The organism is Pseudomonas sp. BMS12 (assembly GCF_001592875.1).
Taxonomy (GTDB): domain Bacteria; phylum Pseudomonadota; class Gammaproteobacteria; order Pseudomonadales; family Pseudomonadaceae; genus Aquipseudomonas.
Window position 1 is genome coordinate 47,631 of record NZ_LSOF01000007.1, and the last position, 23,299, is coordinate 70,929.

General features: G+C 64.8%; 23 protein-coding genes. 4 read left to right on the forward strand and 19 right to left on the reverse strand.

Going from position 1 to position 23,299, the window contains the following annotated elements; all coding sequences use genetic code 11:
• Positions 1 to 36: 36 nt before the first annotated feature.
• Positions 37 to 1,803, reverse strand: coding sequence for a sodium:solute symporter family protein (locus AYB31_RS07645; RefSeq protein WP_068827366.1), 1,767 nt, complete (start codon positions 1,801 to 1,803; stop codon positions 37 to 39).
• A 10-nt stretch (positions 1,804 to 1,813) separates the two neighbouring features.
• Positions 1,814 to 2,080, reverse strand: coding sequence for a DUF4212 domain-containing protein (locus AYB31_RS07650; RefSeq protein ID WP_068827370.1), 267 nt, complete (start codon positions 2,078 to 2,080; stop codon positions 1,814 to 1,816).
• 261 nt (positions 2,081 to 2,341) lie between these two features.
• On the opposite strand from AYB31_RS07650, the gene AYB31_RS07655 reads away from it, so the two are divergent.
• Positions 2,342 to 2,962 (forward strand): glutathione S-transferase family protein, encoded by a 621-nt coding sequence (locus tag AYB31_RS07655; protein WP_068827372.1) that lies wholly within the window; start codon positions 2,342 to 2,344, stop codon positions 2,960 to 2,962.
• Here the strand turns inward: AYB31_RS07655 and AYB31_RS07660 are convergent.
• The 8 genes from AYB31_RS07660 to AYB31_RS07695 all read right to left on the reverse strand — a co-directional run bounded on the left by AYB31_RS07660 (position 2,950) and on the right by AYB31_RS07695 (position 9,736).
• Positions 2,950 to 3,456, reverse strand: coding sequence for a hypothetical protein (locus AYB31_RS07660; RefSeq protein ID WP_153020666.1), 507 nt, complete (start codon positions 3,454 to 3,456; stop codon positions 2,950 to 2,952). The genes AYB31_RS07655 and AYB31_RS07660 overlap by 13 nt on opposite strands.
• A 5-nt stretch (positions 3,457 to 3,461) precedes the next feature.
• Positions 3,462 to 3,740, reverse strand: a complete 279-nt coding sequence (locus tag AYB31_RS07665) for a hypothetical protein (protein WP_068827376.1) — start codon at positions 3,738 to 3,740, stop codon at positions 3,462 to 3,464.
• A 118-nt stretch (positions 3,741 to 3,858) separates the two neighbouring features.
• Positions 3,859 to 4,164 carry a hypothetical protein gene (locus tag AYB31_RS07670; protein ID WP_068827668.1) on the reverse strand — a complete coding sequence of 102 codons (306 nt, stop codon included), beginning with the start codon at positions 4,162 to 4,164 and terminating at the stop codon, positions 3,859 to 3,861.
• Between the two features lie 44 nt (positions 4,165 to 4,208).
• The gene (gene creD / locus AYB31_RS07675; protein WP_068827378.1) at positions 4,209 to 5,546 is read right to left on the reverse strand and encodes a cell envelope integrity protein CreD; all 1,338 of its coding nucleotides are present in this window, start codon (positions 5,544 to 5,546) and stop codon (positions 4,209 to 4,211) included.
• 199 nt (positions 5,547 to 5,745) lie between these two features.
• Positions 5,746 to 6,186: a CBS domain-containing protein gene (locus tag AYB31_RS07680; protein ID WP_068827380.1), complete on the reverse strand. Its 441-nt coding sequence runs from the start codon at positions 6,184 to 6,186 to the stop codon at positions 5,746 to 5,748.
• A 122-nt stretch (positions 6,187 to 6,308) separates the two neighbouring features.
• Positions 6,309 to 7,733, reverse strand: coding sequence for a two-component system sensor histidine kinase CreC (creC, locus tag AYB31_RS07685; RefSeq protein ID WP_068827382.1), 1,425 nt, complete (start codon positions 7,731 to 7,733; stop codon positions 6,309 to 6,311).
• Entirely contained in the window at positions 7,733 to 8,416 is a 684-nt protein-coding gene (creB, locus tag AYB31_RS07690) for a two-component system response regulator CreB (RefSeq protein ID WP_068827384.1), read from the reverse strand. The genes creC and creB overlap by 1 nt, the downstream gene beginning before the upstream one ends.
• Positions 8,417 to 8,488: 72 nt before the next feature.
• On the reverse strand, positions 8,489 to 9,736 hold the full coding sequence (locus AYB31_RS07695; RefSeq protein WP_068827386.1) for an HD-GYP domain-containing protein: 1,248 nt from the start codon (positions 9,734 to 9,736) through the stop codon (positions 8,489 to 8,491).
• Between the two features lie 157 nt (positions 9,737 to 9,893).
• Here AYB31_RS07695 and AYB31_RS07700 point away from each other — a divergent pair, with 157 nt between their 5' ends.
• Positions 9,894 to 10,781: an acyltransferase gene (locus AYB31_RS07700; protein ID WP_068827388.1), complete on the forward strand. Its 888-nt coding sequence runs from the start codon at positions 9,894 to 9,896 to the stop codon at positions 10,779 to 10,781.
• Positions 10,782 to 10,821: 40 nt separating this feature from the next.
• On the opposite strand, the gene torT is transcribed toward AYB31_RS07700, so the two are convergent.
• Positions 10,822 to 11,868 carry a TMAO reductase system periplasmic protein TorT gene (gene torT, locus AYB31_RS07705; protein ID WP_068827389.1) on the reverse strand — a complete coding sequence of 349 codons (1,047 nt, stop codon included), beginning with the start codon at positions 11,866 to 11,868 and terminating at the stop codon, positions 10,822 to 10,824.
• A 101-nt stretch (positions 11,869 to 11,969) separates the two neighbouring features.
• On the opposite strand from torT, the gene dbpA reads away from it, so the two are divergent.
• Positions 11,970 to 13,343 (forward strand): ATP-dependent RNA helicase DbpA, encoded by a 1,374-nt coding sequence (gene dbpA, locus AYB31_RS07710; protein WP_082805242.1) that lies wholly within the window; start codon positions 11,970 to 11,972, stop codon positions 13,341 to 13,343.
• Positions 13,344 to 13,357: 14 nt separating this feature from the next.
• Positions 13,358 to 14,611, forward strand: coding sequence for a diguanylate cyclase (locus AYB31_RS07715; protein WP_068827391.1), 1,254 nt, complete (start codon positions 13,358 to 13,360; stop codon positions 14,609 to 14,611).
• Here the strand turns inward: AYB31_RS07715 and AYB31_RS07720 are convergent.
• From AYB31_RS07720 to AYB31_RS22160, 8 genes are all read right to left on the reverse strand, one after another.
• Entirely contained in the window at positions 14,592 to 15,326 is a 735-nt protein-coding gene (locus AYB31_RS07720) for a substrate-binding periplasmic protein (RefSeq protein ID WP_068827392.1), read from the reverse strand. The genes AYB31_RS07715 and AYB31_RS07720 overlap by 20 nt on opposite strands.
• A gap of 271 nt (positions 15,327 to 15,597) precedes the next feature.
• A complete protein-coding gene (locus AYB31_RS07725; protein ID WP_082805243.1) occupies positions 15,598 to 20,055 on the reverse strand; it encodes a DUF6701 domain-containing protein in 4,458 nt (1,485 codons plus the stop codon).
• Entirely contained in the window at positions 20,055 to 20,471 is a 417-nt protein-coding gene (locus tag AYB31_RS07730; RefSeq protein WP_068827396.1) for a hypothetical protein, read from the reverse strand. The genes AYB31_RS07725 and AYB31_RS07730 overlap by 1 nt, the downstream gene beginning before the upstream one ends.
• A complete protein-coding gene (locus AYB31_RS07735) occupies positions 20,461 to 21,396 on the reverse strand; it encodes a PulJ/GspJ family protein (RefSeq protein WP_153020667.1) in 936 nt (311 codons plus the stop codon). The genes AYB31_RS07730 and AYB31_RS07735 overlap by 11 nt, the downstream gene beginning before the upstream one ends.
• Entirely contained in the window at positions 21,396 to 21,851 is a 456-nt protein-coding gene (locus AYB31_RS07740) for a type IV pilus modification PilV family protein (RefSeq protein ID WP_082805244.1), read from the reverse strand. Before AYB31_RS07740 ends, AYB31_RS07735 begins: the two co-directional genes overlap by 1 nt.
• Positions 21,848 to 22,279, reverse strand: coding sequence for a type II secretion system protein (locus tag AYB31_RS07745; protein WP_068827399.1), 432 nt, complete (start codon positions 22,277 to 22,279; stop codon positions 21,848 to 21,850). The genes AYB31_RS07740 and AYB31_RS07745 overlap by 4 nt, the downstream gene beginning before the upstream one ends.
• A gap of 4 nt (positions 22,280 to 22,283) precedes the next feature.
• Positions 22,284 to 22,754 carry a pilin gene (locus tag AYB31_RS22155; RefSeq protein WP_068827401.1) on the reverse strand — a complete coding sequence of 157 codons (471 nt, stop codon included), beginning with the start codon at positions 22,752 to 22,754 and terminating at the stop codon, positions 22,284 to 22,286.
• Between the two features lie 21 nt (positions 22,755 to 22,775).
• On the reverse strand, positions 22,776 to 23,288 hold the full coding sequence (locus AYB31_RS22160; protein WP_068827403.1) for a type II secretion system protein: 513 nt from the start codon (positions 23,286 to 23,288) through the stop codon (positions 22,776 to 22,778).
• Positions 23,289 to 23,299: the final 11 nt, after the last annotated feature.

Consider the following 23,299-nt stretch of genomic DNA (forward strand, 5'->3'; position numbering starts at 1 on the left):
CGGCAAGCCGGGGCGTCGTTTTATGCCTTGTCCACCTTAGTGATCGATGGCGGCACCAGCACCACGCGGGATGCGGATGTCTTCGACCAGATGCTGGATATTCTCTGGCGGAGCGGAGGTGACCTTGGCCACGACAACGGCTACCACGAAGTTGAAGATCATGCCCAGGGTACCGATGCCTTCCGGCGAGATACCGAACCACCAGTCAGCGGCGGTGGCAGTCGGGTTGATGAACTTGAAGTAGACGATGTAGCTGAAGGTGAAGGCCAGGCCCACGACCATGCCGGCAATCGCACCTTCCTTGTTCATCTTCTTGGAGAAAATCCCCATGACGATGGCCGGGAAGAACGAGGCCGCCGCCAGACCGAAGGCGAACGCCACCACCTGTGCCACGAAGGCCGGCGGGTAGATGCCGAACAGACCGGCGATCACCACTGCCACACCGGCGGCGATACGCGCGGCGAGCAGTTCGCCCTTCTCGCTGATCTTCGGATTGATGTTGCTCTTGAGCAGGTCATGGGAGATCGAGGTGGAGATCACCAGCAGCAGACCGGCAGCGGTCGACAGCGCGGCGGCCAGGCCACCGGCGGCGATCAGGGCGATCACCCAACCCGGCAGGTCGGCGATTTCCGGGTTGGCCAGCACCATGATGTCGCGGTCCACGTACAGCTCGGTGGCCGCGTCGGTCGGTGCGTTGGTCACCAGGCGCTCGCCATGAGCACCCTTCTCGGCAGCAAAGGTCGGCGCACCGGCGAACGGGGCACCCGGGCCGTACTGGATGACGCCATCCTTGTTCTTGTCCAGCCAGCCGATCAGACCGGCGTTTTCCCAGGTCTTGAACCAGCCAGGCGCCTGCTCGTAGCTGACGTTGGGGATCGAGGTCAGCAGGTTGGTGCGAGCGAAGGCGGCCACGGCCGGTGCGGTGGTGTAGAGGATGGCGATGAACAGCAGGGCATAGCCGGCGGACTTGCGCGCATCCTTCACGGTCGGGGTGGTGAAGAAGCGCACGATCACGTGCGGCAGACCGGCGGTACCGACCATCAGCGCCATGGTGATGAAGAACACGTCGAGGGTCGACTTGCTGCCATCGGTGTAGGGCGTGAAGCCCAGCTCGGCACCCAGGCCGTTGAGGCGGTCGAGCACACTCTGGCCACTACCGCTGGCTTCGCTGCCGAAGCCCAGCTGCGGAATCGGGTTACCGGTGATCAGCATGGAGATGAAGATCGCCGGGACCATGTAGGCGAAGATCATCACGCAGTACTGCGCCACCTGGGTGTAGGTGATGCCCTTCATGCCGCCGAGTACGGAGTAGAAGAACACGATGGCCATGCCGATCATCACGCCGGTGTTGATGTCCACTTCCAGGTAGCGGGAGAAGACGATGCCGACGCCGCGCATCTGCCCGGCCACGTAGGTGAAGGAGATGAAGATCACGCAGATCACCGCCACCACCCGCGCCGTCTGCGAGTAGTAACGCTCGCCGATGAACTCGGGCACGGTGAACTTGCCGAACTTGCGCAGGTAGGGCGCCAGGCACATGGCCAGGAGCACGTAACCGCCGGTCCAACCCATCAGGTAGACCGAACCGTCGTAGCCGGCGAAGGCAATGATGCCGGCCATGGAGATGAAGGACGCGGCGCTCATCCAGTCGGCGCCGGTAGCCATGCCGTTGAGCACAGGGTGCACGCCCTTGCTGGCCACGTAGTATTCACTGGTGGAGCCCGCACGGGTCCACAGAGCGATGCCGATGTACAGCGCAAAGGTCGCGCCGACGAACAGATAGATCAGGGTTTGGGTATCCATATGCTCGGCCTCAGTCTTCGTGGACGTCGTACTTGCGGTCGAGCTGATTCATCTTCCACACGTAGAAGAAGATCATGACCACGAAGGCGTAGATGGAACCCTGCTGGGCAAACCAGAAGCCGAGCGGGAAGCCGAAGAAGCTGATGGCGTTGAGCTGATGCACGAAAAGAATACCGGCGCCGTAAGACACGGCGAACCAGATCACCAATAGCGTGATCATCAGCCTGAGGTTTTCTTTCCAGTAGGCGGCAGCCGCCTCTTGCTTGGACAAAGACATGGGACCTCCGGGTAATTGTTTTTGTAATTGGGGCTATTTGACCCTAGCAGCCTGCTGTCCAGTCGCCACTGCAACTTTGGTCGAACACACTTTCTGCTGACTCGGGCCTGCCACCTCAAAAACAGCGTGCTAGAGCCATCGACCTCGACACGAGAGAGAACAGGAGAGGGCCGGCTAAGACCAAGGTCGAATGCGCATCGCGCCATTTGCATTGGCCGCCGTCTGCTGCGAGCCTGAAGACCTCAGCCAAGGAGACCCACCATGAGCAGCATGACCCTCTACCACTCACCCTCCTCTCCCTTCGTGCGCAAGATCAGCGTACTGCTGCACGAGACCGGCCAGGTCGAGCGGGTGGCCTTGCGCGAGGTGCAGCTGAGCCCGACCGCGCCGCATGCCGAAGTGACGGCCGACAACCCTGCCGGCAAGATTCCCGCCCTGCGCCTGGCCGACGGCAGCGTGCTGCACGACAGCCGGGTGATCTTCGACTACCTCGACCAGCAGCATGTCGGCGAAGCGCTGATCCCGCCGAGCGGGCACGCACGCTGGCGGCGCCTGACCATGGCCTCGCTGGCCGACGCCATCCTCGATGCCGCCGTGCTGCTGCGCTACGAGACCTTCCTGCGCCCCGAGGAAAAACGCTGGGACGAGTGGCAACAGGCCCAGCAGGACAAGATCGAGCGCGCCCTGGCCTACTTCGAGCGCGACTGCCTGGCCGAACTGGCCAGCCACTTCGACGTTGCCGCCATCGGCCTGGCCTGCTCCCTCGGCTACCTCGACCTGCGCCAGCCCAAGCTGGGCTGGCGTGCGCGCTATGCGGGCCTGGCGGGCTGGTATGCCGATGTCAGCCAGCGGCCGTCGATGCAGGCCACTCAGCCGAAGTAGCCGTAGACGATCATCCCCTCGCGCGGCAACAGCAGCAGGGTTCCTCCATCATTGTCGCTGTAGTAGCCGCCCTCTTCCTGGCTGGCCCGGATGATGCGCGAGGTCAGCTCGGCATCGATATCGGTACATTGCAGCCCGGGCATGATGGGGCTGCTGCTATCGGCCTCCAGCTGCCCGATCGGCGTCGCCTGCCAGGGCCCGTAGCGGTAGTAGTCGCTGCCCGGATGACCACGCGCCTGCCGCGCCGCTTGCAGCGTCGCCAAACCCTCACGCTGCAGGCGCACGCGCAGGGCCGGTGACATGCGCAATACCGCTACACCACAGCCGCTGCCGACCAGCAGCACACCCTCCACCTCCAACTGCGCCGGCAGCGCCGCGATGGTTTGGCTGCGCTCGACCAGCTTATAGACCACATAGAGCAGTAGGAGCAGCCACAGGCAGAGCATGAACCCGCGATAGAGCAGCCGGCCGATCACCCGCAGCACAGTCGTCATTTGCGTCATATCGGCCAGCCAAAGCAGTAGAACAACCAGACCGCAGCCAGCGCAGCGGCTCCCAAAGACGTACCCAGGCGCCAGTACTGTCCATTCGCTCCGAGCGGACGCCGCAGGTAAGGCGCCTGCAGCATCAGGCTCAATGCCGCCAGCGGCGTGAAGAAGGCATTGAAGGGCCAGGACGGCAGCAGCAGGCCCAGCAGCACGGCGAACAGGTAGACCAGCGTGCTGCCGGCTATCAGCCCCGTGGTGAAGTACCAGGCCGCACGTGGTTTCAGCGACATGGCGGCTGTTCCCGGCGCAGCGCGTTCGCGGGCTTGCCACTCGGCACGAACAAGCGCGCAATGCGCCGCGCCAGCAGATGCCCCAGGCGCGCCTCCTCGCGCAACCCCACATGCCCGCTCATCGCCAGTACCACAGGCGGAAGAAGCCGGCGGCCATGAGCAGGGCCAACTGGCCGAAGGCCGCGCACAGCTGCAGGAAGGACTGCACGCTGGAATTCTCGGCAGCCTGCGGGATGCCGGTCAGGCCATCCCAGAAGCTGCCAGGCAACAGCGTCAGCGCCACACCGGCCAGCGGCCGGCCGCTGAGGTTGATACCGCGAATCAGGTCGAACTGGTCGAAGAACATCAGGCCGACCAGGATCATTCCGGCCACCACCAGGCCGAGGGCGAAACAGGCGGAAAACTGCATCAGTAGACGAAACATGGCGATCTCCTCGCAGGGCGCGGCCTGGCCACGCCCGATCAATGTCAGGCAGCCGGCTTGGCCAGGCCGTACCAGTCCAGCTTGCGGGTCAGCACCATCACCGCCGCGAGCAGGCCGAACACCAGCAGCGAGCCCATCAGCAGGGCATAGTCCTCGGCGCTGAGCAGGGCGTAGAGCATGGCGTAGAGGCCGGCCAGGGCGACGGTGAAGCCGGCGCCACGCAACCAGCTGCGCAACACGTGGCTGACATAGAAACCGATCAGCAACACGCAGGCGCCGGCCGCCAGGGCATAGGCACGGGCGAAGTCCATGTGCTCGGCCAGCGACAGCAGCAACAGGTAGAACATCGCCAGGGACAGCCCGACCAGGCCGTACTGCACCGGGTGCACGGCCAGGCGCTTGAGCACCTCGAACAGGAAGAAGCCGGCAAAGGTGAGGACGACGAACAGCAGCGCATACTTCAACGCCCGGTCGCTCTTCAGGTACTGGTCCACCGGGTCGACGAAGCTGACGCCGAAGTGACGGCTCTCGAAGTTCCGGCACTCACCGCCGAAAGCGCATTCGCCCAGAGCTTCTTCCAGGTTGGTGGCGAAGAAACTGGTCTGCCACAGGGCGGTGAAGCCGCCGCTGGTGATCTCACGCTCACTGGGCAGGTACTCGCCGACGAAGCTCGGGTGCGGCCAGTCGGCGCTCAGGCTGATGCGACTGTCGCGCCCCACCGGGGTGATATCGAGGCGCCCGGTGCCCTGCAACTGCAGGTCGAAGGCGTAGTCCAGACGCTGCGCCTGCTGCGTATCGAGCTGCGGAATCGGCGCATGTACGCCCGCCCCGAGTAGGCTTTCGGAACTGCCCGGCTGGAACGCCAGGCGTTGCTCGCCGAGCACCAGCTCGGGTGCATTCTTGATGCCGCGTACGTCGCTGATACCCACGCTGACGAAGGGCGTGTCAAAACGGTAATCGGCCAGATCTTCGCTGATGCCGTAATGCGCCGGAATCTGGAAATGCCCGCTGATGTGGTTGGCGCCCTGGAACAGGCGGGCCTGGTAGATGCCCCGCGCACGCAGCTCGGTACTGACCTGGCCGTCCAGGACGAAACGTTCGGGCAGGACGTACAAGCGTCCGTAGCGCTCGCTCTCCTCCAGATAGCGCTCACCCGTCTTGGGATGGGTTTTCCACTCACGTTCGGTCTTGCGATAGGGCACCACCAGCAGAGGGCCGGTGATCTTCTGGCTGTAGCTGGAACTGCGGGCGATATCTTCCAGCACAGTGTCGCGCAGCGACTGACGCTCCTCGACCATGCCGTCGATCATGATGATGGGGATCATCAGCAGAACGATCAGCACGGCAATGGCGCCGAGTTTGATCAGCAGATTGCGGTTCATCGGGACTCTCCTTGGTTGCACCGTGGGGAGAGTCTCGCCAGCGCCGGTGGCGGCGCCGTGAGGGAAATATGGGGACTGTGTGGAGTTTGTGTGGATGCGCGCGGCGGAACGGCGGGATAGCGCCCGGCGAGCCCGGACGGCACCCGGCTGGGCTCAGGTGCGTGACACCTCGGCCCCAGCCTGCGGACGGTCCGTGCGGCTAGCCCACCTCGCCGCGAATGTACTGTTCCAGCTGCTGGATCAGGCTGGCCTGATCGTCGATGGTTTGCTTGACCAGGTCACCGATCGACAACAGGCCGATCAGTTCGCCCTCGGCCAGTACCGGCAGGTGGCGCAGGCGACGGTCGGTCATCAGCTGCAGGCAGTGCTGCACGCTGTCGCGCGGGCCGACGGTGATCACTTCGGCGGTCATGATGTCGCTGACCTTGGCATCGAAGGCCGCGCGCTCCATCTCGGCCAGTTTGCGCACGTAGTCGCGCTCGCTGACGATGCCCACCATCCGACCGCCGGCCATCACCACCAGTGCGCCGACGCGCTTCTCGGCCAGCTGTTTGACCACATCGAGCACCGAGGCGTCCGGCGCCACGCTGTGGATATAGGCGTTGGTCTTGCTGCGCAGCAGTTCGGCAACTGTCTTCATTGTTGTTCTGACTCCCGGTTTGGACACCCACAGTTTTAGCAGAGCGCACCGACCTGCGGTTGACGCGAAACAATGTGTTGCAACCTGCAGGCCAGACTCGCGCGCAGACTTTGGGCAGGTTCTCAGGCCAGCGGCAGGCGCAGGCAAACCTCGACGCCACCCTCGACATTGCCGACACGCAACTCGCCGCCATGCAGCGTGGCCACTTCCTGCACGAAATTGAGGCCCAGTCCGGTGCTCTTGCGCCCACTGGCGGGGCGCGGCAGCGAGTAGAAGCGCTCGGTCAGACGTGGCAGGGCATAGTCGGGAATGCTCGGCCCTTGGTTGAACAGGCGCAGCAGCAGGCTCGTACCCTCCACCTCGGCCACCAGGCGCAGCAGGCCACCAGGCGGGGTGAAGTCGAGGGCGTTTTCCAGCAGATTGGCCAGTGCCTGGCGCAACAGGAAGCGCTCACCGAGCACTCGCAGGTTGCTGGCAATTGCCAACTCCACGCGCAGGCCCGCCGCCTGGAGGCGCGCATCCTGGCCGCGCAACAGTTCCTCGGCCAGCTCGCGCAGGTTCACCGCCAGCCGTTCCTCCAGGCCCTGGCGCTGCTCCACCAGCGCCAGGTTGAGCAGGCGCTCGATCAGTTGCTGCAGGCGCTCGCCCTCGCCGGCGATATTGGCCACGAAACGCTGGCGCTGTTCGCTCGGCATCTCCTCCTGAAGCAGCTCGGCGGCGCCGCGAATGGCCGCCAGCGGGCTCTTCAGCTCGTGGGTCAGGGTGTGCACGTACTGCTCGACATAGGCCTTGCCTTCCAGCTCGGTACGCATCTTCTGCACCGCTTCGGCCAACTGGGTCAACTCACCGCCGCGCAGGGCCGGCAGTTCGGCACGCTGGCCCCGGCTGACCGCCTGGGCGTAGCGGGTGAGCTTGCGCAACGAGCCGCTGAGCCACCAGGACAGCGCCCCGCCAATCAGCAGGCCGAGACCGATCAGGCCGGCGCCGAGCCAGCCCAGGCGGCGCTGCGAGCGTTCGATATAGGGCTGCAGCGACTGGTTCGGCTTGGCCACCGAAACCACGCCGATGATCGTGTCGCCGTCCTTGATCGGTGCCGCCACGTACATCACCGAGCTGTCCTCGTCGGCCGGGTCCTCGCGGGTCGAACGCGCACCGTACTGGCCGCGCAGGGTCAGCAGTACGTCGTTCCAGCGCGAATAGTCCTGCCCCACGGCCAGGCCGCTGGAGTCGAGCAGGACGATGCCCTTGGCATCGGTGACATAGATGCGGTGGTTCACCGTCTGTTTCTGCACGCCCCAGATCTGTGCCTGCGGCTGGCGCCGCCCATAGGATTCGAGCAGCGCGGGCAGCCGGCCCTGGGCCAGGCTGCCGTTTTTCACCTCGTCACGGAGGATCTCGGCCAACAGGTTGGCCGTGTCCACCAGGGTTTCCTCGGTGCTCTGGCGCACACCGGGACGAATCTCGTCCATCACCGTGCTCAGCACGAACCAGCCGGCCAGGCCGACGAACAGGAAGTACACCAGGAAAATGCGGATGCCGAGCGGCATTACACCAGCCTCAGGCTGTAGCCCAGCCCCCGGTGGGTCTGGATCGCCTCGGTATCGGCCGCCACCTGGCGCAGCTTGGCGCGCAGGCTCTTGATGTGGCTGTCGATATTGCGCTCGTAGCCGGATTCGGCCGCTACCCCCAGGGCATCGAGCAGTTGCTCGCGGGAAAACACCCGCTCGGGCTGGCCGAGCAGGGTCTGCAACAGACGAAATTCGTGGCGAGTCAGGCTCAGCGGTTGGCCGTGGTAGTCGATGCGCACACGTTCGGCGTCCAGCTGGAACGGCCCACTCTGCATGGCAGTCGCGGCGGCTTCCGTGCGCGGCAACAGGCGCTTGAGGATGGCCCGCACCCGCGCTGCCACTTCGCGCGGGCTGAACGGTTTGATCACGTAATCGTCGGCACCGATCTCCAGCCCCACTACCCGGTCGATCTCGGCATCGCGGGCGGTGAGGAAGATCACCGGCACCTCGGAGAAACGACGCAGGCGCCGGCAGGCCTCGAAACCGCTGATATCCGGCAGGCCGACATCGAGAATCAACAGGTCGGCCGGACTACGCTGCTGCAACTCCAGGGCAGCCTCGGCCAGTTGCAGCCAGGTGGTGGTGAATCCCTCGGCCTGCAGCGCATAGACCAGGGTATCGGCGATGGCGGCTTCGTCTTCGACTATCAGGATATGCGGCATGGCTTCCGTGCGGGCTGGTGGCGATGCCGGCACGGTGCCGCAGCGGCGCCACCGTCGTCAATCGCCGGGCGCTCAGCCGAACAGCGAACCCTGATCGCGCGGCAGACCGGACCAGAGCTCCTCGATGTTCTTGAAGCCCCACTCCTCGGCGGATTCGCGACCGACTATCTTGTCGCGCCCGGCCAGCTTGGCCAGGTCGATCACCTCCTGAGGGATCGGCAGCTTCGAGCGCGCCGAGAAGAACACCTTGACCCTGGGCGTGAGCAGCGACTTGCTGTGCTGCTCCACCACCACGCCCAGGCGCCCGCTCTCCAGGCGCACCAGCGCACCGACCGGATAGATGCCCACCGACTTGACGAAGGCCTGGAACACCGCTGGATCGAAGTGGCCCTTCCACTCGGCCATCTTGCGAATCGATTCGGCCGGGTCCCAGCCCTTCTTGTAGGGCCGATCCGAGGTGATGGCGTCGTACACGTCACAGACCGCGCCCATGCGCGCGAACAGGCTGATCTGCTCGCCGGCCAGGCGGTTGGGGTAGCCGCTGCCGTCGAACTTCTCGTGGTGATGCAGACACACATCGATCACCAGGGCGCTGACCTGGCGACAATCGATGAGCATGCGCATGCCCGCTTCGGGATGGCTGCGCATGGTGCCGAACTCGGCATCGGTGAGCTTGCCCGGCTTGTTCAGGATGGTGTCGGGTACCGCCATCTTACCGATGTCATGGAGCAGGCCGGCGATGCCTGCCTCATGCACCTGCTCCTCGCCCAGGCCGAGATGGCGGGCCAGGGCGATCATCAGGGCGCAGACCGCTACCGAGTGCATGTAGGTGTATTCGTCGCTGGTCTTCAGCCGGGCCAGGCTGATCAGGGCATTGGGATGGCGCATGACCGAGTCGGAGATTTCCTCGACCAGCTCGGCGGCATGCGCGAGTTCGACCGCCTGGCCCATGCGCGCATCGCTGAACATGGCAACGATGGCCTGCTTGGAGCGGGCACACAGGCGTACCGCGCGCTGCACCTCTTCCTCCATGCTGACGCGCACCGGCAGCGGTGCCGCAGCCGCCACCGCCAGCAGACGTGCCTCGGTCTCGGCCTCGACCTCTTCGACGGTCTGACTGGCCTGCCCCGGCGCGACGTCCAGGCCCTTGCCGACATCGATCCAGACCTCGCTGACATCACTGTCGCGGATGCGTTGCAGGTCCTGCTCGGTCTTGAGCAGGAAGCGTCCCTTCCAGAACGGGTGATCCATCCATGAACCACAGAATTCGTGGATATACATGCCGAGGCACAGCTCGGCTACAGCAATACGCTTGAGCACGACGGATGGCCAATCGAAAGGAGCACCAGCCCGGCGAGGACCCCCTTCGCCAGTCGAGGGCATAGTGCTATCAGTAGCCAGTCTAGGCCAGTGCCGATATTCGCGACAAACCTCGCGATGGGTATGATTGCCGCAGCCTGAACAAATGGACCCTGTCATGCGCCGACTGCTCACCGCCCTCTGCGTCCTCCTGCTACTTCTGCTCAACACCCTGCTGCTGATCGGCCCGCTGCTGCTGATCGCCCTGCTCAAGCTGGCTGCGCCCAATCGGCGACTGCGCGCGCTGTTCTCGCGCGGAGTGATGTGGGTGGCGGAAACCTGGGCGGAAATCGACAAGCTGATCTTCGCCATCTTCACCCCGACCCAGTGGGACATCCGCGGTGGCGAAGGCCTGCGCCGCGACCGCTCCTACCTGGTGGTCAGCAACCATCAGTCCTGGGTCGATATCCCGGCGCTGGTGCAGGCCTTCAACCGCAAGACGCCCTACTTCAAGTTCTTCCTCAAGCAGGAACTGATCTGGGTGCCCTTCCTCGGCCTGGCCTTTTGGGCGCTCGACTACCCCTTCATGAAGCGCTACTCCAAGGCCTACCTGGTGAAGAACCCGCAGATGGCCGGCAAGGATCTGGAGATCACCAAGCGCGCCTGCGAGCGCTTCAAGGACCTCAACGTCACCGTGGTCAACTACCTGGAAGGCACCCGCTGCACGCCTGCCAAGCAGGCCCAGCAGGGCTCGCCCTACCAGCATCTGCTCAAGCCCAAGGCCGGCGGCGTGGCCTTCACCCTGGCAGCCCTCGGCCCGCAGCTGGATGCCCTGCTGGACGTGACCCTGGTCTACCCCGGCAATCGCCCACCGGGTTTCTGGGCGCTGATCAGCGGCCAGGTGCCCAGGGTGATCATGGATATTCGCACCCGCGAGCTGGACCCGAGCCTGTGGGCCGGCGACTACGAGAACGACGCGGAATTTCGCCAGTACCTGCAGACCTGGGTCAGCCAGCTGTGGCAGGACAAGGACAGCCGGATCGACGAGCTGAAGCGCCAGTTCTGAGCCCCGCTCAGTGCGTTTCTGCGCAGATACCGGCTTGCGGCTATTGCGCGTTGCCGAGGGACGGCAGGTCGCGGCGAATCATCCAGTGCCCTTCCGGCGGCATCAGGCGGCTGAGGTCGAAGTGCTGCAGGCTGGCACGATCGAGCACCTCGATCAGCGGGCCGACCTCACGTGGGTGTGGCTGCCCTTCCAGGGCGCGCACCGCCAGGTCCACGGCGATGCGCGCCTGTAGCACCGGCGAATCGCTCGGCGCCGCCAGGATGCGACCTTCGGCAATCTGTTCGAGAACCCGCTCGGTGGCATACAGGGACAACACCCGGGTATCCGCCTGGCGCCCGGACTGGAGCACCAGCTGCGCGGCAAAGGCGGCCGCCTCGGCGTTGCCCAGGATGAAGTCGACACGCCCAGAGCCGGCCAGCAGGTTGCGCACCAGCTGCGCCTGACTGGCGCGGTCCACCGGCCCGTAACCGCCATGCGCCAGCTCGACGGCATGATCCTGCATGGCACGCTGCAGGCCGGCCTCGGCCGCCGCGACCCAACCGGCCCCCTGCGGCCCCGGCAACCAGCCCAGGCGATAGCCTGCCGCCGGTTTCAGTCGGTCGATATAGGCCAGCGCCGCGCCAGCCATGTCGGCGAAATCCACCCGCGAGTGAGCCGTCAGCCCCGGGCACTCCAGGCCATTGACCAGGTCGATCACCGGCTTGCCGTCCTCCAGCAGGCGCGCGACCTCCGGGCATAGCTCATCGGTGTTGATCGAGGCGATCACATAGGCGTCGGCGTGCTGGCCCCGGCAGTTTTGCAGCTGGGTTACCTGCTGCCGGGCGTTTTCATAGCCGCCAGCCTCATAGATACCCAGCTGTACGCCCTGGCGCCGCGCCTCGCCATCCAGGCCCCAGGCCACGCCCCACCAGTAGCGATCCTTGCCATGCGGCAGCAACGCGCAGATACGCCAGAGCCGGCTGGCCTGTGCCATCGGGCGGTACTGGACGAGTTCGCCATCCGCGCGCACCGCCAGCGGATACCAGTCGGCCCAGGCCTGCGCAGCCAGTAATGACAGGCACAGCAGCACTCCCTTGATCAGGCGCATCGATGGCCTTCCTCGACTAATGGTGCTAACCAGCTTAGGCGCTGCCGGGCCTTTTACCCGCCCTGCTACAATGCCCGCCCACTCCGCCCCAGGTTCGTCCCGTGACCAGTTCCTTCGCCACCCTGCCGCTCTCTGCCGCCATGCGCGACAACCTCGCCGCCCTCGGCTACACCGAGATGACGCCGATCCAGGCCGCCAGCCTGCCGCTGATGCTCAAGGGCCGCGACCTGATCGCCCAGGCCAAGACCGGCAGCGGCAAGACCGCGGCTTTCGGCGTCGGCCTGCTGCACCCGCTGAACCCGCGCTTCTTCGGCTGCCAGGCGCTGGTGCTGTGCCCGACCCGCGAGCTGGCCGACCAGGTGGCCAAGGAAATCCGCCGCCTGGCCCGCGCCGCTGACAACATCAAGGTGCTGACCCTCTGCGGCGGCACCCCGCTGGGCCCGCAGATCGGCTCGCTGGAGCACGGCGCCCACGTCATCGTTGGCACCCCGGGGCGCATTCAGGAACACCTGCGCAAAGGCACGCTGAAGCTCGACGGCCTGTCCACCCTGGTGCTGGACGAAGCCGACCGCATGCTCGACATGGGCTTCTTCGACAGCATCGCCGAGGTCATCGAACAGACCCCGCCACGCCGCCAGACGCTGCTGTTCTCCGCCACCTACCCGAGCGGCATCGAACAACTGGCCGCACGCTTCCTGCGCGACCCGGAGCGGGTGCAGGTGGATGCGGTGCACGACGACGGGCAGATCGAGCAGCGCTTCTACGAGATCGACCCGCAACAGCGCGAAGAAGCGGTGATCCGCCTGCTGCGCCACTTCCGCAAGCAGCCGGTGGTGGCCTTCTGCGCCACCCGCCAGCAGTGCGACGAACTGGCCGCGCGCCTGGAGGCCGAGAAGATTTCCGCCGCCGCGCTGCACGGTGACCTGGAACAGCGCGACCGCGACCAGGTGCTGACCCTGTTCGCCAACCGCAGCCTCAGCGTACTGGTGGCCACCGACGTGGCCGCCCGCGGCCTGGACATCGCCGGCCTGGAGCTGGTGATCAACGTCGAACTGGCCCGCGATGCGCAGATCCACACCCACCGCATCGGCCGTAGCGGCCGCGCCGGCGAGAAGGGTCTGGCGCTGAGCCTGGTGGCGCCGAGCGAGGCCTATCGCGCCCAGGCCATCGAGGACGAACAAGGCAGCCCGCTGACCTGGCAACTGCTCGGCGAGCTGAAGGACAAGGGCGAGGCACTGCTGCCGCCGATGCACAGCCTGTGCCTGAGCGCCGGGCGCAAGGACAAGCTGCGCCCCGGCGACATTCTCGGCGCGCTGACCGGCGATGCCGGCATTCCCGGCGACAAGGTCGGCAAGATCGCCATCTTCGACTATCAGGCCTATGTCGCCGTGGATCGCAGCATCGCCAAGCAGGCCCTGCAGCGTCTGGCCAGCGGCAAGATCAAGGGACGCCCGGTCAAGGTACGGATGCTCTAGGGAGGCATGCGGCGATGCGCAATATCCTGGTGGTGGAAGACAGTCCACTGGTGCTGAAGATCCTCGAACACCTGTTCCGCCAGGAGCCGGATCTGCAACCGCTGTTCTGCGCCAGCCTGGGCGAGGCCCAGGTGCTGCTGGAGACCTCCTCGGCACTGTTCTTCGCCGCCATCGTCGACCTCAACCTGCCGGATGCGCCACACGGCGAGATCGTCGATCTGGTCATGCAATACAGCCTGCCGTGCATCGTGCTCAGTGGCTCCTACGACGAACATCGGCGCGACGAGCTGCTGCTCAAGGGCGTGGTCGACTATGTGCTCAAGGAAAGCCAGCACTCCTACGAGTATGCCTTTCGCCTGCTGCACCGGCTGGAGAGCAACAGCCACGTGAAGATCCTGGTGGCCGAGGACTCCGACGCCACGCGCCATTTCATCCGCCGCGTGCTGACTCCGCACCTGTACCAGATCATCGACGCCTGCGACGGTGACGAGGCGCTGCGCATCCTGCGCGAGCAACCGGATATCGATCTGTTTCTGGTCGACCACAGCATGCCCGGCATCAGCGGTTTCGAGCTGGTCAAGCTGCTGCGGCAAAAGATGAAACGCAACGAGCTGATCATTCTTGGCCTGTCGGCCGACGCCAAGGGTTCGCTCAGCGCCATGTTCATCAAGCATGGCGCCGACGACTTCCTGCGCAAGCCGTTCTGTCCCGAGGAACTCAACTGCCGGGTAATGTCCAGCCTGGAGCGCCGCGACATGCTGCGCGCCCTGAAGCAGGCGGCGTTGTTTGACTCACTGACCTCGCTGTACAACCGCCGCGCCTTCTATGAGCAGGGTGTCGAGCTGCTGCGCCTGGCGCAGAAGGGCGGCCACGAGCTTAGCGTGGCGATGATCGACCTCGACCACTTCAAGACCATCAACGACGAACATGGCCATGCCAGCGGCGATGCCGCCCTGGTGCAGTTTTCCCGCGCCCTGCGCCAGGCCTTTCCGGACACTCTGCTGGGGCGCCTGGGCGGCGAAGAGTTCGCCATGGTCAGTCGCCTGGAGGGCACCGCCCTGGCCGTGGAACTGGACCAGCTGCGGCGCCACTGCGCCACCCTCAGGTACGCCAACGGCGCGCCGGCGCTGAGCTTCAGTGCAGGCGTCTATCACGGCTCTCCGGATGATCTGGAAAGCATGCTGCACCAGGCCGACATGCGCCTGTATCAGGCCAAGCGCGGCGGGCGGGGGTGTACCCTGAATACCGCTACAGGCCGTGATACTTGAAAATGCCCTGGTAGCTACCGTCCGCCTGCATCGCGGCGATCTCCCGGTCGAAGTCGGCGATGATCTGCTTGTGCAGTGGATGGCTGCGCCGCATCAGGATATGCAGGCCGTTTTCACTCAGGGGCGGGCCGACGAACTCGATCGAGTTACGGATACCCTGCAGGTCGTGGTTGAGGTAGTACTGCCCCACCAGCTCGTCCTCCAGGGTCAGCTGCACTCGCCCTGCCGCCAGCATCCGTGCGCCCATGGCGAACTCCAGCACCGGCACCTTGTGCAGGCGCGAGTCCGCGTCGAACTCGGGCGCATAGCTGTAGCCACGCACCACAGCGATGCTGTGCGGCAGCAGGCTGTCCAGCCCGTGAAACTCGATGGACGAGCCGCTGCGGCGCAGAAAGCGCACGCGATTGCTCAGGTAGGGTTTTGAGTAGAGGCCATAGCGGCTGCGCTCGTCGCTGTACCAGGCAGCCACGATGATGTCGTAGTCACCCTGCTGCAGGCCGAGCAGCACCCGCGCCCAGGGCACCTGGACATACTCAGTGCTGTGCCCGGCCCGGCGCAGGGCGCTGCTGACCAGATCCACAGCCAGCCCCGAGCGGCTCAAGGCCGTGTCGGTAAAGGGCGGCCAGGCGTCGCCGACCAGGCGCAGATGCTCGGCCGCCACCGACTGGCCCAGCAGCAGGGCAGCGCAGAGTACAACGGCACGCAATCCACGCATTCTCGATATCCAACCATCAGAGCAGGTAGAGACTAGCCAGCGCCAGACCACAGCGCTCGGCATTCCACTGCAATCCGCGCAGCGCCGATGCCTGTCGTAGCGCTGCCAACGCAGAAAAAATCAACTTGCAGCACCCCCGTAATAAAACTGGCACACCTCCTGCTTAGTATCAGTAACTCCAGTTTTGGGGACCTTGGTACAGGCAGGCCGGGGAATCCCCTCTTTTACACCCAGACGAAAAGGCCACCTCCAGCAGGTGGCCTTTTTGCGTTTAGCGGTACAGTTCGCGGCGGAAGATCAAGGGCGCCGCCCCCTTGTAGATGCCGAAACTGGCCAGGCCCCGCGCCAGGTCGCGGTTGGCGCCATCCCAGGGGTACTGCAGCCAGGCCGGGGCACTGGGGAAACTGACCTGTACCGAGCCGTCGTTGCCGGTTCCCGGCGCGCTCAGCGTCACGCTGCCGCTACCCGCCAGCGGGCCGCTCAGGGTCGGCGTGGTCTCCCCCGCAGACAGGTTGCCGGTGTACATATCGAGTGCAGGCGTCCCCAAGATGGTGCAGGTATCCAGGCCTTCGCTCTGGAAACTGCCGCCGGCGACGTTCTGCCAGCTTTCCAGGGCCAGGGGCAGGCTCAGGCTCTGCAACTCGGAGCCGTGGGCATTGCCGATGCGCAGGCGGCCGAGGCGGACTTCGCTGCCGGGGTCGTCAACGAAGTCATAGCTGTAATCCAGGCAACCACTACCGCTGCCATGGCAAACCGCCTGGCCCTGGTCGACTTCGCGCAGGCTGGCGGCGAGAAAGGTCTGGCGGACTTTGGCCGCGAACGGGTAGTCGTCGCTGCTGGGCAATAGGGCAGGCAGGTAGAGCAACTGCTCACCCGTCCAGCTGTAGGTACGGGCGCCATCGCCATTATCCGCCCCGTCTACGGCTTGAGTTGCCGTGCCCTGACTGGCCAAGCGCGCATCCAGGGCTGCGTTGCCGGTAACCGAGCTGTAAGTACCGACACCCGGGGCGGCCAGTTTCCAAAAGGCACCACGGTCATAGTTGGTGGTGACGCCGCCACTGCGATTTCTGGCCGTGACGGTCAGAGTCGGCTGACGATTAGTAGCAAACCCCATCGGCTGGCCCTGGTAGCTGAAGGCGCTGCCGCAGCTCGGAGTCAGGCTGGCGCTACCAGCAGCACTCAGGTAGGCGGGAATGAAGCGCCCCACCAGGGCGCTGCTGCCGCCACTGACCGTTTCACCATCCAGGTAGCCACCAGCCGCTGGGGTGGCGGTAATAGTGAACACGCCCACCTCGGACACAGAGCGATTGGCAATGGTAGTGTTGCCCAGCGCATGGTTGTAGTTGTCCGGCGTCACCACACCATTGTTGCCACCACTCGGCGCCACCACAGCACTGCTCAGGCCGATGCCATCGAGGCGGAAGTTGGGCGTGGTGATATTGCCGCTGCACAACTGCGCCGCACTCAGCGCCTGACCATCGGCCTGCCACCCCACGGCCCGGATGCGCAGCGGGAAGCTGTCGCCGGCACGGATACCGCCGGGGAATACCGCACAACTGGCATCGGCACTGCTGCAGGTGCTGTCGGTTTGCAGGCACAGGCCATAGGGCTTGCTGACGAACAGGTCGGAGCCCGCCAGGTTCAGTCCCAGATCATCGTTGGCGACGGAGCCCGCGTAGCTGGCAGTGAGCGTCATCTGCCCGGCATCGTCGTAACGCACGGTCAGCGGCGCGGTGCCGGTGGCGTCGAAGTTGAGGTTCAGGCTCACAGGCGTGCCGCGCACATCGCTGCCGTTGACCACTACCGGCTGGGTGCCGCTGCTCGGATTGCTGTAGGCCGAGGTGAAGCTGACGCTGCGGGTAACGTTGGCGAAGGCCGGCACGCACTGCAGAGCGTTATCCGACTTGCGCACGGCGCTGACCGTTGCCGGCGTCGGCTTGGCCGCCAGCATGTTCGGCACCTGCAGCAGCAGGCCGCTGTCGGCGTAGGTTATGCGGCAGTTGCTGGTGGAGCAGACCGGCGTACTCAACGGCTTGGTGGCCGGCACCGAAGACTGCACGCCCAGGCTCACCGTGCCGGCGGTCGCCACGCTCAAGCGTGCCTGGGCCGTACCCCCGCTGAAAGTGATGGTGCTGCCGCTGACACTGGCCGGGCCAGTCGCAGACCAGTAACTCGCCGGGTTGAGCGTGACACTTACCGGGTCGGTATACAGGCTGCTGCAACTGCTGTTGAGGCAGGCGCGAATCGTCACCGGCTGCGGATTGCAGGTCAGTGCCGTCCCCGAGTAGACGAATTCGAAATGGTCGATCTGCTGAGCAATCGGGTTGATAGCCGTCGCACAGACCTGCAAGTCGTCCAGCTCGTGCACATTGTTCGAGCCGCCGGTGGAGCCGGTCAGCGACAGGTAGAAATCCGCCGGCAAGGCCGCCTGGTTGTTGGCGGCAGCCAGCACATTGACCGCATTGAGGTTGGACAACACGACGAAGCCGCTGCCGGTATCGCGCTCCACCGTAACCAAGGCCTGGCTACTGAAGCGCGCGTCCACGGTAATCCGATATGTATGGCCAGGCCCTGGCGTTGCGCCTGAGATGTCGACCCCGGGGCTAAGGTTGGCCGGCGTACCGGCAATGTAGCGGTAGCCGTTGACCCAACCTGCCTGGCCGGAGCCACGGATGGCCACCGAGTCGAGCCTTCTGCCGGGACCGTTCGAGCCGCCCTCGGTGGAGAAGTTGCCGTACTCGTCGATACCCACTCCCAGCCAGCCGCCAGCAAAGCCGGGATTGGCCGCATCGCCACGGGTGCCATAGCCCAACGGACCACCGAAGGCACCGGGCTGCGGCGTAACGGTGGCATCGGACAGCACCACCGCCACGCCATCGGCGCCGCTGCCGTTGTAGGCGTAGTACTTGAACTGCACCTGGATATAGTTGCCCGCCGTCGGGAACAGGCGCTGCAAGGTCGAAGCGGTGGCGACGTTGCCCTGGTTGCTGGTCAGGCGCATGCGCTGAGCGCTGACGGTCGGGGTGAAGGCGGTCGAGCCGCGGCTGGTTACCGCCCAGTCATCGCCCAAGCTGCCATCGTTGAAGTCGTCGTTGAAGCACTGCAGGCGCAACACGCACTGATGCCGTTCCTGGTACAGCGCGGTGATCTGCGCCGGGGTCAGCGCGGTGTTGTAGATACGCAATTCATCCAGGTCGCCATCGAAGTAACGCCCCGCGGCATTCTGGTCGGCGCCCAGCTGCAGCGGGTCACCATTGACCACCGGGGTGCCGGTGAAGCTGGCCTGCCCGGCCAGGGCGCCGTTGATATAGATGCGCTGATCGCCTGGCGCATAGCGGATCAGCACGTGGCTCCACTGGCCCACGGTCAGCGCCGTAGTGCTGTTGAACTCACGGGTGGCACTCGGTCCGGTGGTTTGCCACCACCAGTTGATGGTGCCGTTGGGGTTCACATGGAACTCGTAGTTCTCGTCCTTGGACAGGATGCTCATCAGCCCCGAAGCAGGCAGCGCGCGTGGTTTGACCCACACGCCAATGGTGAAGCTGCCGGTCAGATCGAGCAGGTTGTTATCGGCGCGTTGCACATACTGGCTGGAGCCGGTGCTGAACGCGCCATAGCCGCAGGTGCCCTGCGAACTCACTTCCGGCAGCGCCGGCGACGCACTGGCAGTGGCAGCACCATTCAACACCGTGCCATGCAGATTATTGGGAGTAGCGTCCTTTACCTCACCGGCAGCACCGGTCCAGCTGGTTTCGTCCAGTGACCAGCTGAGCACGGGGCCAGGGGAGCAGGCATTGGCTGGTGTGGAGGTTGGTAGGCAGGTTCCGGTGACCGTACTGGGGCTGTTGACCGTGATCGTCTCGTTACTGGGGGCGGTGAAATTGCCGTAGGCAGTGGTGTTGTTGAGGGTCACGCCATTGCTCTGCGTGGTCACCACTACATAGGCGGTCGGACTACCCAATGTGCTGTTGGTAAAGGTCGCACTGCTGGCGCCGCTGACCGTGCCGCTGGTCATGGTCACTCCGCTGAAGGTCGCGGGGTTGTTCGCCGCATAGAAGTCACCCTTGATGGTGCCGCCGGTGATGCTTATGGACGACGAATCCGAGCGCGCGCCACCATTGAGGTTGGTGCCATTGGTGGTGACGTTGCAGCAACCACTGCGCACCAGCCCCTCCACGCTGCCACCGGTCAGACTGATGCTGCCGCTGGTGCTGGTCAGGGTGCCGCCGAAGATCGTGCCGTTACTGGTGACCTGCCCGCCAGTGAGGACATTCCCAGTGACGCTGCCGCCCGTTAGATTCAGGGCGCCGTAATCACTGGTCAGGCTGCCAGCGATTGAAGTATTGGTCGTGGTGATATTGGCATCGCTGGCGACACTGCCAGAGACGCTGCTATTGCTCAGGCTGATAGCGCCATAACTGGTTCTCAGACTAATTGTGGGGCTACCGCTGCCAGAGGTCGTACCCGTCAAGCTGAGAGTCGAAGTCGCCACCACGGTGATGTTGGTCGCGCTGGAAACCGTCAGCATATCTCCTGTAGCCGTACTGATGGCCTGGCTACAAGTGAATATATTGCCTGCGCCATTCCGGCTCCAGGTACCCGAGCAGATGGAAGGCGTACCGCTCACCAATGTGCTTCCGCTGGTGTTGAAGGTGTAGGTCACGGCCAGGGCGTTGGTCGACATCAGCACACCAAACAGGGCCAGAACTCTACGAACTGCCTTGATCATCACTGCACCACCGCCGTCAGTTGCCGGTAGGCATAGTCGGGTCGCCCGCCAGGTGTGCCGTTCTGCGCCGTGGCGGTGAGGCGAAAGATCTGCACCGGGTTGCCCTCATTATCCGTGTAGCTGTTCGAGGCGCAGGTCACGTTGACTGTGAACTCAGCCAGGCCGCTACCGGCTAAATCTGGATTGCCCACAGGACAGACCCTGGCATTGAATGCGCGGCTGATGCCCCACTCCAGCCCGGCGCGGGCGGCCTGGTAGGCGCGCGCCTGCTGGATGGCCAGGCTGTTGCTACCGTGCTGCACGGCGGACAGGCGCGCCATGGCGATGATCACCAGGGTGACCACGACGATCAGGAACAGCGCCGCCACTAGGCCGAAACCACGGTCGCGGCGGGGCAATGTCGGATCAGGGCGCATTGTCGACGTGCACCTGTTGCAGCAGTTGCAAGGTTTCGCCGGCATCGCTGATGCCGAGACCAAGAGTCAATAGCCCGGCACGCTGGGTGCTGCCGGGCTGATAGGTGAAGTTGCAGTTGCTCACTTTGCGCGCCACCGGCTGCGGGTTGGAGCCATTCGGCGGGCTGCCGGGCAAAGTGTTCTCCAAGGTGTTGTAGCTGTAGCGCAGCAACTGGCCGCCCTGGCAGCGATAGCCCACCACGGTCTCGGCCAGATATAGACGGTGCTGCGGCGAGGCGAAGGCGAAGCGGAAACCACCCGCCGGCAAGTTGCCCAGGGCGATATGACTCTCCCCCGCAGGCGCCCCGGCCACAGTCGAAAACGTCGTGCCGGTCGGCGTAATCGAACCGGGATTGCTCGGCGCCCACACGCTGCTGCCCGCCGCCCCGGTGTTGTATAGCACCAGCCAGCGCGCCCCGGCGGGATTGAACCCGGCATCGAGCACCTGAAAGCTGTCACAGCGCCCGCCCTGAGTGCTGCTGCCGCAGCTACCGGCCGCAGCGCTGGAAAAGCGCAGGCCCTGCTCGCCGACCCGGTTGGGCCGATAACGCGCCGCACTGTGGATCAGCAGCAGCTCCACCGCCTGACCGTCGGCGGACACGCGCAGCGAATTGGGAATGGCCAGGCGCACGTCGCGACTCATGCGCTGCAGGGCACCGGCAGCGATATCCACCAGTTCGGCGCGCCGGCTCTGCCCGCCGAAGGCTTCCATGGGGCGCGACAGCACCGTACTGATCATCACCGCCACCAGACCGGACAGGGCGATGACCATCACCAGCTCGACCAGGGTGAAGCCGGATGTATAGAAGCGACGGGAACGCCTCTGCGAGCGGCGGCCTAGGGCTTGCGGTGCGCGAGCAGCGCTCGCTCGTAAATGGCGCAGCATCAGTAGCGCGCCCGGTAGCCGTCGAGGCGCAGCGCCTGGCCGGCCGGATCGGTGACCGTGACCTGCACCAGCAGCGCATCGCTGGCCGCCAATCCGGCCCAAGCCTGCTGGGTAACCGCCACCTGCACGCGGTAGTTGGCCAGGGCGGCAATGGCCTGGCCTCGGGCATCGCGGGCACCGTTGTCGTTGAGGCCGTTGTAGTCGCAGACATTGTCAAAATTGGCCCGACTGGCCGGCGCGGCCGGGCACACCGCGCCGCCGGAATCGAGGAACGGCTGCAACAGGATTTCTTCGAGATAGGCCTCGGCAATCGCCAGGCTCTGCTGGCGCAGCAGTGGGTCGGCAGAGCGCCCGGTTATTGCGGCCATGGCGCTGTAGAGCGCGGCCGCGGCGATACCGACGATCACTATGGTGATCACCAGCTCGACCAGGGTCATGCCGGCCTGGCGTTTCATTGCACCATGCCGGTGGCGCCATTCACGCTGATGGTGAAAGCGCCGAGGGTGGCACTCGCCGCAGCCGAAGGCCGGCCAAGCGAATCGAATACCACCGGAAATGTACTTGCCGACACGCTGACCCCATGGGGCAGCGTCGCGGCAAAGGGAATCTGCCCATCCGGGCCCTGCACCTCGCTGGCGTAACCGCCGGAGGTGCAGTTGTCGGCGCGGCGCAGGCGGTAACCCGCACCGTCCAGGCTCACCTGGATCAGGCAGCCGCTGGCCACCGCCAGCTTCTGCCCGTAGCGCACGGCGGCCAGGGACTCTTCGTAGAACAGGCGCTCGTCGAACACCTGTCTATCAAAGAAACGCGGCCCCACCACGGCGGCGAGAATGCCGATGATCACGATGACCATCGTTAGCTCGACCAGGGTAAAGCCGCGCATGCTGTTAGCAACCGCTGTCGGTAACTGTAACCACTGGGGAAGCAGTAATAGGGGCGGTGTTATCCGTCGCAGCCGTGGCAGCGGTGTAGGTAACAGTGCAGTTTGCGCGAATGGTATAGGTGACAACCGAGCCACCAGCTGCAGCACCACCACTGGGGGTATACGACGCAGTATCAACACCGGCTGCGGATGTAATACCACCAGTAGCAAGGGCCTGTGGGTATCCGTTGACCATCGCGATTGAAGCGCCGTCCAGATCAACAGCTGTGCCTAAAGTTGCACCCTTAGCTAGTTGGGTAGAGCGTGCAATCGCTGCAGCAGACTTAAGCGAGCCCGAAAGCCCCTTCAAGGAGGCCTTGCGCGCGTCGCCCCCCAAATCAGCAAACCGCGGCAGCGCAAACGCCGCCAGAATGCCGAGAATCACGATGACCATGATCAGTTCGATCAGGGTGAAGCCACCTTGTTGTTTCTTCATTTTTCAGCCCTCAATTGCTGATCAGTTAAAGGTAGTAACGACAGTGCCATCTGCTGCGTTGTAGACGATCGTGTCGTCCGGCACCCCGGCGTTGGATGGATCTCGCTGATAGGTGTAGGTGCAGGTCTGGCCAGCACGGGTCACCTGGTAATCACTCCCAGTGCCGGCGGCAACGGTCGGGGCAGAGCCCTGCAGCAGGTTGTTCCAGATCTCCAGGCAATCGGCGGCGTTACCGACCGTGGTGCCATCATCGGTTCCGACCGGCCAACCGGAGGCATTCACATCGACGTTGTTTGCGCCGAAGCCGGCCACGTTGAGATTCGGGGTAGTAACCGCCTTGCTGCGGTTGACTTCCCACTGCGAGCGAACCAGCAAAACGGCGGAAGCCAGAGCGCCACCTGCGCCGCGTACCGCTGCCTCATGCGCATCCTTGGTGGCATTCATGAAGCGCGGCAGAGCCACGGCGGCGAGAATGCCGAGAATCACGATGACCACGACCAGTTCGATCAGGGTAAAACCTTTACTGCTTTTCATCTGTCTTCCTC

Excerpts from the sequence above, each read along its gene's own strand:
- AYB31_RS07645 (WP_068827366.1), bottom strand. The coding sequence starts at position 1,803 with ATGGATACCCAAACCCTGATCTATCTGTTCGTCGGCGCGACCTTTGCG.
- AYB31_RS07650 (WP_068827370.1), bottom strand. The coding sequence starts at position 2,080 with ATGTCTTTGTCCAAGCAAGAGGCGGCTGCCGCCTACTGGAAAGAAAAC.
- AYB31_RS07655 (WP_068827372.1), top strand. The coding sequence starts at position 2,342 with ATGAGCAGCATGACCCTCTACCACTCACCCTCCTCTCCCTTCGTGCGC.
- AYB31_RS07660 (WP_153020666.1), bottom strand. The coding sequence starts at position 3,456 with ATGACGACTGTGCTGCGGGTGATCGGCCGGCTGCTCTATCGCGGGTTC.
- AYB31_RS07665 (WP_068827376.1), bottom strand. The coding sequence starts at position 3,740 with ATGTCGCTGAAACCACGTGCGGCCTGGTACTTCACCACGGGGCTGATA.
- AYB31_RS07670 (WP_068827668.1), bottom strand. The coding sequence starts at position 4,164 with ATGTTTCGTCTACTGATGCAGTTTTCCGCCTGTTTCGCCCTCGGCCTG.
- creD (WP_068827378.1), bottom strand. The coding sequence starts at position 5,546 with ATGAACCGCAATCTGCTGATCAAACTCGGCGCCATTGCCGTGCTGATC.
- AYB31_RS07680 (WP_068827380.1), bottom strand. The coding sequence starts at position 6,186 with ATGAAGACAGTTGCCGAACTGCTGCGCAGCAAGACCAACGCCTATATC.
- creC (WP_068827382.1), bottom strand. The coding sequence starts at position 7,733 with ATGCCGCTCGGCATCCGCATTTTCCTGGTGTACTTCCTGTTCGTCGGC.
- creB (WP_068827384.1), bottom strand. The coding sequence starts at position 8,416 with ATGCCGCATATCCTGATAGTCGAAGACGAAGCCGCCATCGCCGATACC.
- AYB31_RS07700 (WP_068827388.1), top strand. The coding sequence starts at position 9,894 with ATGCGCCGACTGCTCACCGCCCTCTGCGTCCTCCTGCTACTTCTGCTC.
- torT (WP_068827389.1), bottom strand. The coding sequence starts at position 11,868 with ATGCGCCTGATCAAGGGAGTGCTGCTGTGCCTGTCATTACTGGCTGCG.
- AYB31_RS07715 (WP_068827391.1), top strand. The coding sequence starts at position 13,358 with ATGCGCAATATCCTGGTGGTGGAAGACAGTCCACTGGTGCTGAAGATC.
- AYB31_RS07720 (WP_068827392.1), bottom strand. The coding sequence starts at position 15,326 with ATGCGTGGATTGCGTGCCGTTGTACTCTGCGCTGCCCTGCTGCTGGGC.
- AYB31_RS07725 (WP_082805243.1), bottom strand. The coding sequence starts at position 20,055 with ATGATCAAGGCAGTTCGTAGAGTTCTGGCCCTGTTTGGTGTGCTGATG.
- AYB31_RS07730 (WP_068827396.1), bottom strand. The coding sequence starts at position 20,471 with ATGCGCCCTGATCCGACATTGCCCCGCCGCGACCGTGGTTTCGGCCTA.
- AYB31_RS07735 (WP_153020667.1), bottom strand. The coding sequence starts at position 21,396 with ATGCTGCGCCATTTACGAGCGAGCGCTGCTCGCGCACCGCAAGCCCTA.
- AYB31_RS07740 (WP_082805244.1), bottom strand. The coding sequence starts at position 21,851 with ATGAAACGCCAGGCCGGCATGACCCTGGTCGAGCTGGTGATCACCATA.
- AYB31_RS07745 (WP_068827399.1), bottom strand. The coding sequence starts at position 22,279 with ATGCGCGGCTTTACCCTGGTCGAGCTAACGATGGTCATCGTGATCATC.
- AYB31_RS22155 (WP_068827401.1), bottom strand. The coding sequence starts at position 22,754 with ATGAAGAAACAACAAGGTGGCTTCACCCTGATCGAACTGATCATGGTC.
- AYB31_RS22160 (WP_068827403.1), bottom strand. The coding sequence starts at position 23,288 with ATGAAAAGCAGTAAAGGTTTTACCCTGATCGAACTGGTCGTGGTCATC.